At 72.6% G+C, this 15429-nt stretch carries 10 protein-coding genes and 2 pseudogenes; 1 reads left to right on the top strand and 11 read right to left on the bottom strand.

The genetic code is table 11. The features are described 5' to 3' along the window. From EF918_RS22170 to EF918_RS22125, 11 genes and pseudogenes are all read right to left on the bottom strand, one after another. A partial coding sequence (locus tag EF918_RS22170; RefSeq protein WP_125649486.1) for a GPR1/FUN34/YaaH family transporter occupies positions 1-768 on the bottom strand: 768 nt, incomplete at its 3' end. Between the two features lie 14 nt (positions 769-782). Next, positions 783-2684 carry an amidohydrolase gene (locus EF918_RS22165; RefSeq protein WP_125649483.1) on the bottom strand — a complete coding sequence of 634 codons (1902 nt, stop codon included), beginning with the start codon at positions 2682-2684 and terminating at the stop codon, positions 783-785. After that, positions 2681-3634, bottom strand: coding sequence for an alpha/beta hydrolase (locus tag EF918_RS22160; protein ID WP_125649480.1), 954 nt, complete (start codon positions 3632-3634; stop codon positions 2681-2683). The genes EF918_RS22165 and EF918_RS22160 overlap by 4 nt, the downstream gene beginning before the upstream one ends. A 52-nt stretch (positions 3635-3686) precedes the next feature. Further along, positions 3687-5111 carry an NAD(P)/FAD-dependent oxidoreductase gene (locus EF918_RS22155; protein WP_125649477.1) on the bottom strand — a complete coding sequence of 475 codons (1425 nt, stop codon included), beginning with the start codon at positions 5109-5111 and terminating at the stop codon, positions 3687-3689. Next, the gene (locus tag EF918_RS22150) at positions 5111-5689 is read right to left on the bottom strand and encodes a Dps family protein (protein WP_125649474.1); all 579 of its coding nucleotides are present in this window, start codon (positions 5687-5689) and stop codon (positions 5111-5113) included. The genes EF918_RS22155 and EF918_RS22150 overlap by 1 nt, the downstream gene beginning before the upstream one ends. Before the next feature lie 91 nt (positions 5690-5780). Then, complete coding sequence (locus tag EF918_RS22145) at positions 5781-6287, bottom strand: DoxX family membrane protein (RefSeq protein WP_125649471.1); 507 nt, start codon at positions 6285-6287, stop codon at positions 5781-5783. A 5-nt stretch (positions 6288-6292) separates the two neighbouring features. Next, complete coding sequence (locus EF918_RS22140) at positions 6293-6955, bottom strand: hydrolase (protein ID WP_125649468.1); 663 nt, start codon at positions 6953-6955, stop codon at positions 6293-6295. Positions 6956-7137: 182 nt separating this feature from the next. Continuing rightward, the gene (locus EF918_RS22135; RefSeq protein WP_125649465.1) at positions 7138-9762 is read right to left on the bottom strand and encodes an RICIN domain-containing protein; all 2625 of its coding nucleotides are present in this window, start codon (positions 9760-9762) and stop codon (positions 7138-7140) included. A 41-nt stretch (positions 9763-9803) separates the two neighbouring features. After that, positions 9804-11142 (bottom strand): annotated as a pseudogene (locus tag EF918_RS39115) (non-reducing end alpha-L-arabinofuranosidase family hydrolase); the annotation flags it as partial. Between the two features lie 93 nt (positions 11143-11235). After that, positions 11236-12099 (bottom strand): annotated as a pseudogene (locus tag EF918_RS39110) (endo-1,4-beta-xylanase); the annotation flags it as partial. Between the two features lie 396 nt (positions 12100-12495). After that, positions 12496-14046 carry a sigma-70 family RNA polymerase sigma factor gene (locus EF918_RS22125; RefSeq protein ID WP_260610488.1) on the bottom strand — a complete coding sequence of 517 codons (1551 nt, stop codon included), beginning with the start codon at positions 14044-14046 and terminating at the stop codon, positions 12496-12498. A gap of 307 nt (positions 14047-14353) precedes the next feature. Between EF918_RS22125 and EF918_RS22120 the strand changes: the two genes are divergently transcribed. Continuing rightward, positions 14354-15355, top strand: coding sequence for an ABC transporter substrate-binding protein (locus tag EF918_RS22120; protein ID WP_125649462.1), 1002 nt, complete (start codon positions 14354-14356; stop codon positions 15353-15355). Positions 15356-15429 lie beyond the last annotated feature (74 nt).

The raw sequence follows: 15429 nt of genomic DNA, 5'->3' as shown, positions 1-15429 counted from the left end.
CCTCCCACCACCACCCTTCCCCCTTCCCTCTCCCAGGAGTTCCGCATGCCCCGACACGCCCGCCTGGCGTTCCAGGTTGCGGAGCTGGACGGCGAGGTCACCTTCCACGGCGAGGTGCGCGGGGCCGCTGCGGCCGAGGGGCAGGACCTGCTCGCTGCGCATGTCCTCCAGCATCAGGGCGAACGCCGTGTACATCGCGACGAGCGCCACCACGAGGCCGAGCGCCCCGGACGTGCGCGTCAGCCACTCGGCGCCGGTGACGCCCGCCAGACCGGTGGCCGCCCAGCGGGGCAGGGAGACCGCGAGGACGAGCCACAGCGCCCGCTTCGGCCCGGTCACGGCGGTCATCAGCGCGCCGAAGCAGAGCAGGGCCAGGTTGAAGACGCCGAGGACCTTCAGGCCGTCGGCGGCGCCGCTGAGCATGATGAGCGCGTAGGGCAGCCAGCTGCCGGCGAACACCGCCATCAGCGTGGCCGCGATCACGTCCCGGGCGCCGAAGGCCAGGACGCTGACCAGGAGTTGCAGGACGAAGGCCGGCAGCACGGTGAAGGCGACGGCGGGGCGGGCCTCCTCGCCGAGGATCCCGAGCTGGAGGCAGCCCGTCATCACGGACGCGAGGGCGATCGTGAAGAAGCCGAGCGGCATGGGTGAGGCGATGGGGCGCAGGTTGATCCGGGTCATCGACCGGAGGTCCGGCTCGAAACGGCGTCCGGGGGGCGCGGCCGGGTCCGGTGCGTCGCCGTCGGCGGCCGGGGAGGCGGCAGTCATCAGGGGTCTCGCTCTCAGTGGTCGAAGCAGGGGTCGACGAAGGACGGCGGCGCCTCGGGGGCGGAGCCGCGCGCGACGCGCCACCGGCGGTGCTGCTCGGACTCGGCGACGGCCTCGGCCACCAGCGACGCCTGGTGGGCGCCCCCCTGACCCGACCCGTAGCCGCCGAAGTGGGCCACGGGGCTCCACGCGGGGCTGACCGGCGGGACGGGCTCGTCGAGTCCCTCGTACTCGGCGGTGGCGTAGACGATCCGCCCGCCGACGACGGTGCACACGGACTCGATGTCGGGGATGACGTCCTCGGGCACGGTGAGGAAGTCGTCGGACAGGATCGCGAGGTCGCCGTAGCAGCCCTCCCGCAGGGTTCCCTTGACGTCCTGCTCCCCGGTGAGCTGCGCTCCGCCCCGGGTGTAGAGGCCGAGGGCGGTCTCCCGGTCGAGCAGGTTCGCGGGCGGGTAGAGGGGGGTGCCGCCGACGGTGCGCCCGGTCACCAGCCAGTGCAGGGCGACCCACGGGTTGTACGAGGAGACGCGGGTGGCGTCCGTTCCGGCGGCCACGGTCAGGCCCCGGTCGAGCATGGCCCGGACCGGCGGGGTGCGGGCGGCCGCCTCGGCACCGTAGCGGTCCCGGAAGGCGGTGCCCTGGAAGGACATGCGGTTCTGGACGGACAGGGCGCCGCCGAGGGCCGCGATCCGGTCCAGGCTGTCGGCCGAGACGGTCTCGGCGTGGTCGAAGAGCCAGCGGTTGCCGCCGGGGAAGAGCCCTTCCGCCGCGAGCTTCTCGAAGACCGCCAGGTCGCGGCGGATCGTCTCGTCGTACGTGGCGTGGAGCCGGAAGCCCCAGCCGTTCTCCGTCAGGAGCCGGACGGCCTGCTCGAACTCGGGCTCGTACGCGCCGAGTTCGGGCCGCGGCTCGGAGAAGTTCTCGAAGTCGGCTGCGGCCCAGGTGAGGTTCTCGCCGGCGCCGTTCAGCCGGAGCCACTCGTCCCCGTCCCCCGGCTTCACCATCTCGGTCCAGCGCTTCAGGTCGGCGAGTTCCTGCCCGGCCGTCTGCGGGAAGAGGTGGTAGGCGATCCGCAGGGACAGCTCCCCCGACCTGGCGAGGTCGACGACCGTGGCGTAGTTGTCGGGGAAGTTCTGGAACCCGCCGGCCGCGTCGACCGCGGACGTCAGCCCGAACCGGTTGAGCTCCCGCAGGAAGTGGCGCGTCGACGACCGCTTGTCGGCCTCGTCGAGCGCGGGTGCCTTCGCCAGGGTCGAGTAGAGGATGAGGGCGCTCGGCGCCGCCAGCAGCACGCCGTTGGGTTCGCCGTCGCGGCCCCGGACGATCTGCCCGCCGCGCGGGTCGGGGGTCTGCCGGGTGAAACCGGCGGCCCGCACCGCGGCCCGGTTCATCAGCGCCGACTGGTACAGGTGGAGGACGAACACCGGGGTGTCGGGGGCGGCGGCGTTCAGCTCGGCGACGGTCGGCATCCGGCGCTCGGCGAACTGCTCGGCGGTCCAGCCGCCGACCACCCGGATCCACTGCCCCTTGGGGGTGCGGCCGGCCTGTTCGCGCAGCATCGCCAGGGCGTGGCGCAGACTGCGCACCCCGTCCCAGCGCAGCTCCAGGACGTAGTTGAGGCCGCCCCGGATGACGTGCAGGTGCGAGTCGTTGAGTCCGGGGACCACCCGGCGGCCCAGGGCGTCGACGACCTTCGTGCCCGGTCCGACGAGGTGGGCGAGGTCGTGGTCGTCGCCGAGGGCCGCGACGCGGCCGCCGCGGATCGCGACGGCGCGGGCCTCGGGGCGGGCGGGGTCGCCGGTGAACACCTGGGCGTTGCGGACGAGGAGGTCGGCCTGCCCGTCCTCCTGGCCCGGCTCGGGCACGAGGCCCGCCACCGGCATGCTCGTCGAAGGTGACGCGGTCGTGGTCATGCGAGTGCCTCGCGCAGCAGGTCGGTGGCGACGCCGAGGGCGAGTTCCGCGCCGCGCGTCCCGCGCAGCGCGTTCAGCATGACGAAGTCGTGGATGACCCCCTGGACGCGCAGGGCGGTGACGGGCACCCCGGCGGCACGGAGCTTCGCCGCGTACGCCTCGCCCTCGTCGCGCAGGACGTCCGCCTCGGCGGTGATCACCAGGGCCGGGGGCAGGCCGGTGAGCTGCTCGGGGGTGGCGCGCAGCGGCGAGGCGGTGATCTGTGCCCGCTCGGCCTCCTCGGTCGTGTACTGGTCCCAGAACCACTTCATGGCGTCGCGGCGCAGGAAGTAGCCCTCGGCGAACTGGTGGTAGGAGTCGGTGTCGAAGGCCGCGTCCGTGACCGGGTAGAAGAGGACCTGCTGGCGGAACGTCACGTCTGCGCGCTGCTTGGCCATGAGGGTGAGCGCCGCGCTCATGTTGCCGCCGACCGAGTCGCCGGCGACGGCGATCCGCGTGCCGTCGAGGTCCTTGTGGTGCCCCTCGCGGGCGATCCACCGGGCGACGCCGTAGTTCTGCTCGATCGCGACGGGGTAGCGCGCCTCGGGCGAGAGGTCGTACTCGGGGAACACCACGGCCGCCCCCGTGCCGACGGCGAGTTCGCGGACCAGCCGGTCGTGGGTGTGGGCGTTGCCGAAGACCCAGCCGGCGCCGTGGAGGTAGAGGACGACGGGGAGGACGCCGGTGGCGCCGCGCGGCCGGACGATCCGGGCGCGGACGTCGCCGGTCGGACCGCCGTGGACGGTCACCCACTCCTCGTCGACGGCGGGCAGGGGCACACCCTCACCGCTCTGGACGTCGTCCACGGCCTTGCGGCCCTCGGCCACGGGGATCTGGTAGAGGTACGGCGGCCGGGCGGTGGCCTCGGCGAACGCCTGGGCGGCGGGTTCGAGGACGGGTCGGTTGCTCATGCGGAGTTCTCCTTCTGGGTGTACGGGAGGGCGGAGGGGGGACGGGGCGGTCTCAGAGGCCGTACGCCTCCAGGAGCCGGAGCCAGACCTCGCTCACCGTCGGGAAGGCGGGAACGGCGTGCCACAGGCGTTCCAGGGGGACCTCGCCGACGATGGCCACGGTGGCGGTGTGGATGAGCTCGGTGGCCATCGGGCCGGTGAGCGTGCAGCCGACGACGACTCCCCGGGTCTCGTCGACGACGAGCTTGGCGAGGCCGCGGTAGTCGTCCGCGTGGAGCGCGGCGCCGGCGACGTCGTCGATGCGGTACTCCACCACGCGTACCGCGAGGCCCGCTGCGCGTGCCGCGCGTTCCGTGAGCCCGACGCTCGCGACCTCGGGGCGGGTGAAGACGGCCTGCGGGACGGCGAGGTGGCCGGCCTGCGCGCTCCACGGCTGCCGGCCGCCGGTGTCGGCGGGGCGCCCCGCGGCCCGCTCGGCGATCGCCGCCGCGCAGGCCCGGGCCTGGTACTTGGCCATATGGGTCAGCGGCGCCCGGCGGTTCACGTCGCCGACGGCGTAGAGCCAGTCGCCCTCGACCGCGGTGACCCGGCAGGTGTCGTCGACCGGGAGCCAGTCACCGGCCGGCAGTCCCACCGACTCCAGGCCGAGGTCCGCGGTCCGCGGGCGCCGTCCGACGGCGGCGAGGACCTCGTCGCAGACGAGGGCGGTGCCGTCGTCGGTGTGCACGGTCACCGTGCGGGAGCCCTCGTCACGGGCGACCCGGACGGCCGACACCCCGAAGCGGATCGTGACGCCGAGGTCGCTCAGCCCGCGGGTGACCTCTTCGCCGGCACACGGCTCCCAGCCGGTGAGCAGGGCCTGGTCACGGACGAGCAGGGTGACGGCGGAGCCGAGCGACCGCCACGCGGTGGCCGTCTCGCAGGCCACCACTCCCCCGCCGATGACGAGGAGCCGCCCGGGCACCGCATCGGCCGTGGTGGCCTGCCGGTTGGTCCACACGCCGATCCGGTCGAGCCCTTCGACCGGCGGCAGTGCGGGTTCGGTGCCGGGGCCGAGGACGACCGCGTGGCGGGCCCGCAGGGTACGGACGGTGCCGTCGGCGCCCGTCACCTCCACCCGGCGCTCGCCGGCGAGCCGTCCGTGCCCCCGTACGAGCGCGATGCCCGCGCCGGCGAGCCAGTCGGCCTGGCCGGTGTCGTCGCCGCGCCCGGTGAAGCGGTCACGGCGGGCCAGGACGCGCGCCGGGTCGAGCGGCGCCGTGACCGTCTGCCGGGCCCCGTCGACCGACCGGGCCTCCGCCCGGGCGGCGCCGGGTCGCAGCAGGGCCTTGCTCGGCACGCAGGCCCGGTAGGAGCACTCGCCGCCGACCGCGTCGGCCTCGACGACGGCGGCGGTCAGGCCGGACCGCACGAGCCGGTCGGCGACGACCTCGCCGCCCGGGCCGCCGCCGACCACGACGACGTCGTACGTGTCCATCAGCCGTGCACCAGAGGGGTGTCCACGAGGTGCTCGGCCAGGAACCACACCTGCGCCTCGCCGGTCCGGACGACCTCGGAGACCAGCAGGTCCGCGCTGCCCTCGTCGCCCTCCCCGGAGAGCCGGGCGGCGGCGTCGCGGGCGTCGATCAGGATCCGCTCGTGCGCGTCGAGGAGCCGCGACAGCATGACGGGCACCGGCTCGACGCCGTCCGGCGGCCGGGGCACCGACGTCAGCTCGGCGACGTGGCGCGGGTCGCCGACGGCGACGCCGCCGAGGCTCTGGACGCGCTCGGCCAGTGCGTCCACGACGGCCAGCTGGGCCTCCGCGTGCTTGTCCAGCATCAGGTGGAGCGCGTAGAAGGTGGCTCCGCGCATGAGCCAGTGGTGCTTCTTGTACAGGGAGTACAGGATCTGGGTGTCGGCGAGCACGCGGTTCAGCCGCTGGCACGCGTACATGCGGGTGTCGTGGCCGAGGCCGATCGGCAGCTGCTTGAGGGTGCCGTACGCCTGGGTCTCGGGGCCCTTCTGGTGCAGCAGCGGCTGACCGCCGCCGTGCGGGATCGTCGGGGTGTCCATCGGATGCTCCTGTTCGGGAGGAAGGGGGAAGGGGCCCGGCCGCCCGGTCGGGGGTGGGCGGACGACCGGACCCGGTCGGCGCGGCTCGTGCTCAGCGCCCGGCGTCCGCCGGGGCGGGCCGCCGGTGCAGCACGAGCCGGGTGAGGAGTCCGCTGCCGAGACCGGCGGCGAGCGCGAGGGCGGCCCCCCACAACGGGTACGGCGTGAGGCCGAGGGCCGCGTCGAGGGACCAGCCGCCCGGGCCGGTGGCGGCGAGGGCGGCGGCGGTGCCGATGAGGACGAGCGGGTACTCGTACCCGTCGTTCTGCACCCACAGGCCGTGCCGCCACTTCACGGTGAGGGCGACGGTCATGACCCCGATGGTGCCGGTCGCGGCGAGCGGGGTCAGGAGGCCGGCGGCGAGCAGCAGACCGGATCCGATCTGACCACCGCCCGCCGCCAGCGCGGTGAGGGCCCCGCCGCGGAAACCGTCGGCACGGAACTCCTCGGTACCGCCCTGAAGTCCCTTGCCGCCCAGGTGCGTGCTGACCTTCTGCACACCGTGGCCGGCGACGAGCAGTCCCACCAGCAGACGCAGGATCAGAATGCCGGTGTCCACGGAGGTCAGCCGGCCGCGTGCGCGCCGATGACGGTCTGCGCGTACACGACGCCCAGGCCGTACGCGCCCGCGTGGGCCTTGACGATCTCCATGACCGCGCCGTACGTCTCCTGGCGCGCCCAGTCCCGCTGGAGCTCCAGGAGCACCTGCACCCAGGTCACCGGCACCGCGCCGGCGGCGATCATCCGCTGCAGCGCGTGCTCGTGGGCGGCCGGGCTGACGCCGCCGGAGGCGTCGGTGACGACGTACACCTCGTAGCCCTGCTCCAGCGCGGAGAGCGCGGGCAGGACGAGGCAGACCTCGGTCCACAGACCCGCCAGGACGATCTTCTTGCGCCCGGTCGCCTTGACCGCGGCCACCAGCGCCTCGTCCTCCCAGGCGTTCATGGTGGTGCGGTCGATGACCTCGTTCTCGGGGAACACCTCGGCGAGCTGCGGCAGCAGGGGGCCCGAGAAGGACTCGGCGGCGACCGTGGTCAGCACGGCCGGAACGTCGAACGCCCGCGCCGCCTTGGCGAGACCCACGGTGCTGTTGATGATCGCGGCACGGTCGCCGCTGCCCGTGCCGAAGAACATCTGCGGCTGGTGGTCCACGAAGAGCATGACCGAGTTGTCAGGCGTGAGCAGGTCCTTGCTCGGAGCGGCCTGCACCTGGGTGATGTCGAACATGAGGGGGCCTTTCACAGGTAGGTGACGCGCCGACCGCCTGCGCGGCTCGGCACGTTCCTCACGCTACGAGCGCCCCCACCGCCCCAGTTGACCTCCTGCGCCCAGCGGTTGGCACGCCGACGCACAACCGCCGTGGCGGGGCCGCAGGCCGTTGTGCCTGCGGCCCCGCCGGAGCGTCCGGGTCAGGAGGGGTCGCCGTACTGGAGGCCGCGTCCGTTGGTGCCGACGTACACGCGGCCGAAGACGTCGGGGTCGCCGGTGACGACCCCCACACCGCCGATGCTGCCCCACCGGTGGGCGTCGTCGTTGACGCGGACCCAGGTGGCGCCCTTGTCGGTGGAACGGAAGACGCCGTGGACGTCCTTGACGGTGCCGATCAGGTACAGGGCCTGGTAGGAGGCGCCCGGTGCGGCCTTGCCGAAGCCGAGGGCGGCGGCCGACTTCACCGTGGTGAGCGGGGCGAAGGTGCGGCCCCCGTCGGTGGAGTGCAGCAACCCCTGGCCGCCGTCGGCGATCCACAGGTCTCCGGCGATGCCGGGGACGGCCGTGAGGCGGCCGGAGGGCAGGCCGGTCGCCCGGGCGGTGAAGGTCGCCCCGCCGTCGGTGCTGGCGTACAGCGTGCCGCGGAAGAGGGAGTAGAACGTGGCGGCCGAGGAGCGGTCGGCGACGACCACGGCGTCGGTGCCCAGACCGCCGACCTTCGACCAGCTCGCCCCCTTGTCGGTCGAGCGGTACGGGACCTGGCCGGCCTGGGCCCAGACGATGGTCGAGCCGTCGGCCGCGAGCGCGACGTGGCCGTCCTGCGCGCCGGCCACCGGCTCGGCCTTGAAGCCGCTCCAGCTGATGCCGCCGTCGGTGGAGTAGGCGCCGTCCTGCGCGCCGCCGTGGCCGACGCGGACCATCATCGAGGGCAGGGACTGGGCGAAGTCGATGTCCGTGCTGTTGGCCATCACCGGATTGCTCAGCCGCCCGGCCGGGACCTTGTGCAGGTCGTCGTGACGGAAGCCGCCCTGGTCGCCCATGGCGGTGACGACAGCGGCACCACCGGGCGGGGCGATCGCGTCCATCAGCGCGGTCTCCTCCAGCCCGCGGGCCCCCGCGGTCCAGTGGCTGGTGCCGCCGCTGTCGGTGGCGTGGGCGTCCTTGCTGCGCCAGATGCCGTTGCCGGTGCCGTACAGCACGTGCCCGGAGTCGAAGGGGTCGACGGCCAGGGCGGTCATCCAGTGCCCGGTGCCGGTCCCCACGTAGGGAGCGGCGGAGGCGTCCCGCACCGACGCGTCGGACAGGGCCTTCCAGGTCGTGCCGCCGTCGGTGCTGCGGTAGATCTCGTCCCCGGGCCACCAGCGGTCGAGGGTGGTGACCATCACCGTGGACGGCCGGCGCGGGTCGACGGCCAGGCCGGAGAACCCGTAGCCGCCCTGGGACGGGGAGACGTTCCTCCACGCCCCGCCGGCCGGTGCGTACTTCCAGACCGATCCCGCCGTCACACCGTTGGGGCCGAGGGCGTCGGTGTACGTCAGGTACAGCGAGCCGTCACCGGCGACCACGCCGTGCTGCGGCATCTGTCCGGTGGGCTGCCCGGGGACGGCCTGCCAGGTGCTGCCGCCGTCGGTGGAGCGGTACAGGGAGGTGGACCGGTCGGCGACGCCGACGTAGACCGTCCTGCTGCCGGCCGGGCCGTACGTCACGAAGGAGATGCCCGCGCCGCTGCTCGCCCCGTCCTTGACGGGGAACGAGGAGACCTGGCTCCATGTCGCGCCGTGGTCGGTGCTGCGCCACAGGCCGTTCTTGCGGGTGCCCAGGAGCAGGGTGCCGTTGTCCGCGGGGTCGATCGCCAGCCGTTCGCCCGTCCCGCGGCCGTCCTCGTTGCCGCCCAGCTTGAAGGGCAGGTCGGTGCGCCGGAAGGTGCGGCCGCGGTCGGTGGAGCGCAGGATCGCGCCGTTGCCGGCCCAGTCGTTGGTGTAGGTGCCGGTGGCGAGGTAGAGCCGCTCGGGGTCGACCGGATCGGTGGCCAGCGCGTCGATGCCCAGCAGGTTCCAGTCCTTCTCGCCGAGCCAGTCGGTCAGCGGGATCCACTGCTCGGCGCCGGCGTCCCAGCGGTAGGCGCCGCCCATGTCGGTACGCGCGTACAGCAGGCCCTTCTCCCGCGGGTTGAACACCAGCCCGGTGACGTAACCACCGCCCACCACCTGGGCGTTGCGCCACGTGTACGGTCCGGATCCGGGCGCCTGGCTCCCGGTCGTCCGCACCAGCTTCCACTGCTGGTTGGTGCCGCCGTGGCCGCGGTACTGGATCACTGCCGCGCCGTCGGCCGTGGAGCCGCCGGAGACGTCCAGGACCAGGCCGCTCCTGCGGGAGGTGAGGACGACGGCGTCGGAACCGCTCACGTCGTCGATCCGCCATTGCTGGGAGGGGGAGGAGCTGTCGGTCTGCTGCTCGGCGGCGGCCGCCTGGGCGGTCGCATCCCCCGCCATGCCCAGGACCTTGCCGCTGTTGCGGTTCACCAGCTGGTAGTAGCCGTCCCCGGTGGGGCGCAGCTTCCACTGCTGGTTGGCGGTGTTCTGGTCGGTCCACTGCTGGATGCGGGTGCCGTCGGCGGTGGAGAAGGCGTTGACGTCCAGCGCCTTGCCGCTGCGGACGGAGACCAGCCGGTAGTAGGCGTCGCCGTCGACCGGCGCGGCGTGCAGGTCGTCCTGCACGAACAGGAAGTACGGCACGACGACGGCGGGGACACCGAGCAGCAGTCCGGTCCCGGCCCAGCGGCGGCGGTGACGCCCGCGGCGCCCGCTGTTGGTGGGGTTCTTCATGGGGAGGTGTTCTCCTTGCATATCACCGTGGGTGGGACAGGTCAGCGCTGCAGGGTGAGCAGACCCGGCCGGTACGGCAGTCGGTCGTAGGGCCCGCCCGCCGAGGGGGACTTGCCCTGGTGGAGGAAGCGCAGGTTGCAGGGGTCGACGGTCATCGTCTGGTCGGGGTTGTCGCGGACCAGGTCACCGTGGCTGATGTCGTCGGTCCAGGTGGCACCGCTGTTCGCCTTGCCCGCGAAGGGGTTGCTCTCGCTGTCGGCCTGGGGGGTCCAGGCACCGCTCAGGCTGGTGGCCGTGAACGAGCGGAAGTAGCGCGCCTGGTTCGCACCCCTGGCCTCGACGATCATGAGGTACTGGTTCCGGCCCTGGACCTTGTAGACCTGCGGCGCCTCGAAGAGCTTCTCGGGCGTGTCGCTCATGACCGTCGTGTACGAGGAGCCGAAGGTGCCGGGGAAGTTTCCGATCGGCATGCTCGCCCGGTAGATCTTGCCGTTGTCACCGGCGAAGAACAGGTGGATGTTCTGGTCGTCGGCGATCAGGGTCTGGTCGATCGGGCCGGTGGGGGACTCGGTGCGGGGGATGCTTCCGGTGAACAGCGGCTGCGGCGCGGACCATCCGTCGGGCTTGCTCGGGTCGCTCGACGTCCGGTAGGCGAACGGCCACGGACCCCACTGGTACGCCAGCACCCAGATCTTCTTGGGCGCGAAGTAGAACAGCGTGGGGGCCACCGCGGCCTGGCTCATGCCCGACTGGCCGGCCGACGCCATGTCCGACCAGTTCGTGAAGGGGCCGAACATCAGGGAGCCGTACGCGGATCCCGAGAAGTTCGTCCCGTAGACCAGGTGCTTGCCGTGGTACGTCACGTGGGTGAAGTCCTTCAGGGAGGCCCACCCGTTCGCCGGCTGCGCCAGCGCACCCGTCGACGTCCACCGGTACGTCGACGGCAGGGCACACGTACCGCCCGTCGGCGTAGGGGTGGTCGGCGTCGACGTTCCGGACAGGCCGGTCCACTTCTGGTTGCCGCCGGACCAGCAGGAGTACAGCTGGATCCTGGTGCGGTTGGCGGTGGCCGCGCCGACGGCGTCGAGGCACAGCCCGGACCGGACCCCGGCGATCGTGCCGTCGGCGTTGATGTTCCACTGCTGGCCGACGCCGCCGTCGCAGTCCTCGATGACCACCGCGGTGCCGTTGCCGGTGCCGCCGCCCCTGGCGTCCAGGCACTTGGTGCCGTAGATCATCAGCTGCTTGCCGGAGGTGTAGGTCCAGCGCTGGTTGGTTCCCCCGTGGCAGTCCCACAGCTGCGCCTGGGTGCCGTTGACGGGTGGAGTCGGCGATGTCGAGACAGCGGCCGGAGGCGACGCCCTTGATCGTCCCGGTACCGGTCCCGCCGCCGGTGGCGGGGGCCGTCTTGAGGGCGTTCACGACGGCGGTGTAGGCGGGCTTGGGGTTGCCGTTGTCGTCGAACAGCAGGGGGCTCTCCCCTCGGCGCCAGGAGTCACTGTCCCGGATGCCCCATACGGTGATGCCGGTGCACCGGGCCACGGCCAGGCAGGCCTTGACCGTGGCGGCGTAGTGGGTCGGCGACGCCTGGGCGATGTCCAGCTCGGTGATCTGCACGTCGACGCCCAGGGCGGCGAAGTTGGCCAGGGTGGTCCGGAAGCTCGCCGGGGGGCCGCCGGCGCCGAAGTGGCTCTGGAACCCGACGCAGTCGATCGGCACGCCACGCGACCTGAAGTCCTTGACCATGCTGTAGACGCCCTGGGTCTTGGCGTCCGACCAGTTCTCGATGTTGTAGTCGTTGTAGCAGAGCTTGGCGGAGGAGTCGGCGGCCCGGGCGGTGCGGAACGCTTCCTCGATGAAGCCGTTGCCCAGCACGTTCTGGAACACCGAGCTGCGGTGCTGGGTGGAGCCGTCGGCGAACGCCTCGTTGACCACGTCCCAGGAATGGATCTTGCCCTGGTAGCGGGTCATCAAGGTGGTGATGTGGTGGTTCATCACACCGCGCAGCGTGTCCGGGTCGCCGATCGAGCTGACCCAGGACGGGAGCTGCGAGTGCCAGACCGCGGTGTGGCCGCGCAGGCGCTGGCCGTGCGCCGCGGCATGGCCGACGATCCGATCGGCCGGGCCGAAGGTGAACCTGCCGCGGGACGGTTCGACGGCGTCCCACTTCATCTCGTTCTCCGGGGTGATCATGGTGAACTCCCGGTCCAGGATGGCGGCGTACCTCCCGTCGCCGAGCCTGCCGGCGGCGACGGCGGTGCCGAAGTAGCGGCCCGAGGGCGCTGCCTGCGTGCCGAGGGGTGTCGCGGCTCCGGCCGAGCCGGGCAGGAGCGTCATGACACCGGCCACCAGCGCCGCGGCCGCCAGTCCGATCGTCAGTGTCCGGCGACGCCGACCGCGCCGGTGCAGGAGGGGGCGGCGGTCCTGCGTACCGGCCGCCCGGGGTCCATGGGTATGTCGCGTCATGGGGCGCTTTCTGCGTGAAGGTGCCTACGGGAGAGCGGGGAACCCCTCACGTCGGCTCACACGGTGAGCGGCGGGAAGGACACCCCACGAAGTGGAGGCTCCCGAACACGCGGCCGCGTAACAGAAATGTGGCGCCGCCCCGGAGATCGTCCCGTGATGCATCTCGCAGGCAGAAAGTGTTACGCCGCACCCCGCGGTCCGGCCGTCCCCGTGCAAGGGGAGGCCGGCGGGGTGCAGGGGGAGGCCGGCGTGCTCACGGAGCGGTTCCTACGACCGGGCCTCGCGGACGACGAAGGAGGCCTGGCCGGCGAAGGCCCGGGTGCCGTCGGAGCCGTCGAGCCAGATGCCGCCGTCGCGGTGGCGGACGACCGATCCGGGGTAGTTGTGGGAGTGCAGGGTCACCGACCCCGCGACCACCCCGGGGCGCGGACAGAAGGTGGCGTCCTCCCGGAACAGTTCGCTGCCGTCGTCGGTGCTCAGCCGCAGCCGCAGATAGTGGTGCCGCAGGTAACGACCGTCCGCCGCACGGAAGGTGACGCAGTGTCGGTCGGCCAGGCCCTGGACCACCGTGAACGTGACGCGCTGCCGCGTCTGCGCACTGCTGGACGCCGAGACCCGGCCCAGCGTCGCGAAGTCCTCCGCATACGTCAGATACAGGGCGGGTTCGTCCACGGACTCCAGTGAGCGTGCGCCCAGCGGCACCGTACCGGCGGCGGCGGACGGATTCGCCGACGGCGAGCCGGACGGCGTAGGGGTGCCCGACGGGACCGGCGTGGGACTGCCGACCGCGGGAGCGGCGGTGACACCGGGCGCCCGGGGCGCCGGTTCCGGCCAGGCTGCGTAGGTGGCGGCCCCGGTGACGAGCACCGCGCCGGCGGCGAGGCTCACCAGCGGATGAGCGGTCACGGCGTGGAGTTTGCCGGTCAGTGCGCCGGGCAGACCGCCTCCCCCCGTCGCCGTGCCGGCGGCGACGGGGGCCAGGGCCGCCCCGGCGGCGCTCGCCGCCGAACCCGACAGCAGTCCCTCGGCGGTCAGCGCGGCGATCAGCCCGGCGGGTACGGCCAGGGGTGCGAGGCCGAGGAGCAGGAGCTCGGCAGGGACCCGACTCTCCGTCGTCGCCGTGCAGACCGGGCAGTCGCGGGTGTGCCGCGCGATCCGCTTGCGCCACACCGAGGCAGGCAGACCGTCCCAGCCGGCGACGGTCTCGCCCAGCTGCGGGCAGCGCGGGTGGGCCTCCAGCGCGGCGACGATCGTCCGGCTCAGGTCCAACTGCTCGCGCATGCGTTGCAGGCGCACTCCCGCGTGGGCGACCGTGAGGCCCGTCGCGGCGGCCAGGTCCTCACGGCTCAGCAGTCCGGCGCGCTCCTGCCACCACAGCGACAGCAGCACCCGGTGGTCCGGGTCGAGCCACCGGCCGGCTTCCGCGATCCGACGGCGCTCGTCCGACACATGGAGCCGCAGGATCGTCGCGTCCTCGGGTTCGGGGCCGGCATCCGGCAGATGGAGTGCCTCGTCGATGACCGTGGTCCGGTCGGCGACGGCGCGCTGCCGGTTCCCGTGGGTGTGTATCTGGCGGATGGTGATCGACACCAGCCAGGAGCGGAAGCTGTCGGGGGCGCGCAGGGCCGGCAGATCGCGCACCACGCGCATCAGCGTTTCCTGGACGACGTCGTCGACGTCGGCATGGGCGTGCAGCGCGCGTCGGACGATGTTGTAGATCAACGGCAGGTAGGCGGCGACGAGCTCGTCACGCGCCCGGTCGTCCCCGGCCTGCGCCGCGACGACCAGCCGTGCGTGGTCCGCGTCCATGAGCCCCATTCCCACCCTCCTCGTCACGGCGTCAGACCCTAACCTCCGCACAGGTGTGCGCCCAAAGCCCTCGCCTCGGGCCAAGGGGTGTTAGCGCTCACAGTGTTCCCCGGAGCGGCGCGTATCAAGAACGGATAACAGTCACAACAGGCCTTGAGTTACCAGTGTGTTAGCGCTCACAATGTCTCGCATTCGTCGGCCACCGCTCGTCGGGGCCGGCGCTTCATCCCGCCTCCGCACCGCCGCTCCTTCGACCGGACCCATCGCCCCCAGGGGCTCCGCCTGGTACGACGCACGTCCCGAGAGGATCCACGACATGGCCCACAGAGCCCTCCGCATCATCACCGCCACCGCCCTGGCCGGCAGCCTGCTGACCGCCTGCACCACCGAGCCCGCACCCACCGGCGGCCCCGGCAGCGCCGGCAAAGGCTCCTCCGACGGCAAGCTGGTGCTCGGGTTCGCCCAGGTGGGGGCCGAGAGCGGCTGGCGCACCGCCAACACCAAGTCCGTACGCGAGGCGGCCGAGAAGGCCGGCGTCACCCTGAAGTTCTCCGACGCCCAGCAGAAGCAGGAGAACCAGATCAAGGCGATCCGCACCTTCATCCAGCAGAAGGTGGACGTCATCGCCTTCTCGCCGGTGGTCGAGTCCGGCTGGGACACCGTCCTGAAGGAGGCCAAGAACGCCGGCATCCCGGTCATCCTCACCGACCGCGCCGTCGACTCGCAGGACACCTCCCTCTACCGGACCTTCCTCGGCTCCGACTTCGTCAAGGAGGGCCAGGAGGCCGGCAAGTGGCTGGTGAAGGAGTACGCGGGAAGCTCCGCGCCGGTCAACGTCGTCGAGCTCCAGGGCACCACCGGCTCCGCCCCCGCCAACGACCGCAGGGCGGGCTTCGCCGAGGCCATCAAGGGCGACCCCAAGTTCAAGGTCGTCGACTCCCAGACCGGGGACTTCACCCGCGCCAAGGGCAAGGAGGTCATGCAGGCCTTCCTCAAGTCCCACAAGGACATCGACGTCCTGTACGCCCACAACGACGACATGGCTCTGGGCGCCGTCCAGGCCATCGAGGAGGCGGGCAAGAAGCCGGGCACCGACATCAAGGTGATCTCCGTCGACGGCATCAAGGACGCCTTCGTCGCCATGCAGGAGAAGAAGATCAACGTGGTGGTCGAGTGCAACCCGCTCCTCGGCGACCAGCTGATGGAACTCGCCAAGAAGGTCGCCGCCGGGGAGGACGTCCCGCGACGGATCGAGGTCAAGGAGGGTGTCTTCACCCAGGACCAGGCCGCGGCGGCCCTGCCCGGCCGCCAGTACTGACCCCCGCCCGCACCGGACCGGGGGCGGCCCTCGCGCCGCCCCCTTCCTCAGGAGAGGAGGGCGGAGGGCAGCCC

The organism is Streptomyces sp. WAC06614 (genome assembly GCF_003949795.1).
Taxonomy (GTDB): domain Bacteria; phylum Actinomycetota; class Actinomycetes; order Streptomycetales; family Streptomycetaceae; genus Streptomyces.
This window is presented reverse-complemented; position numbering and strand designations above follow the sequence as displayed.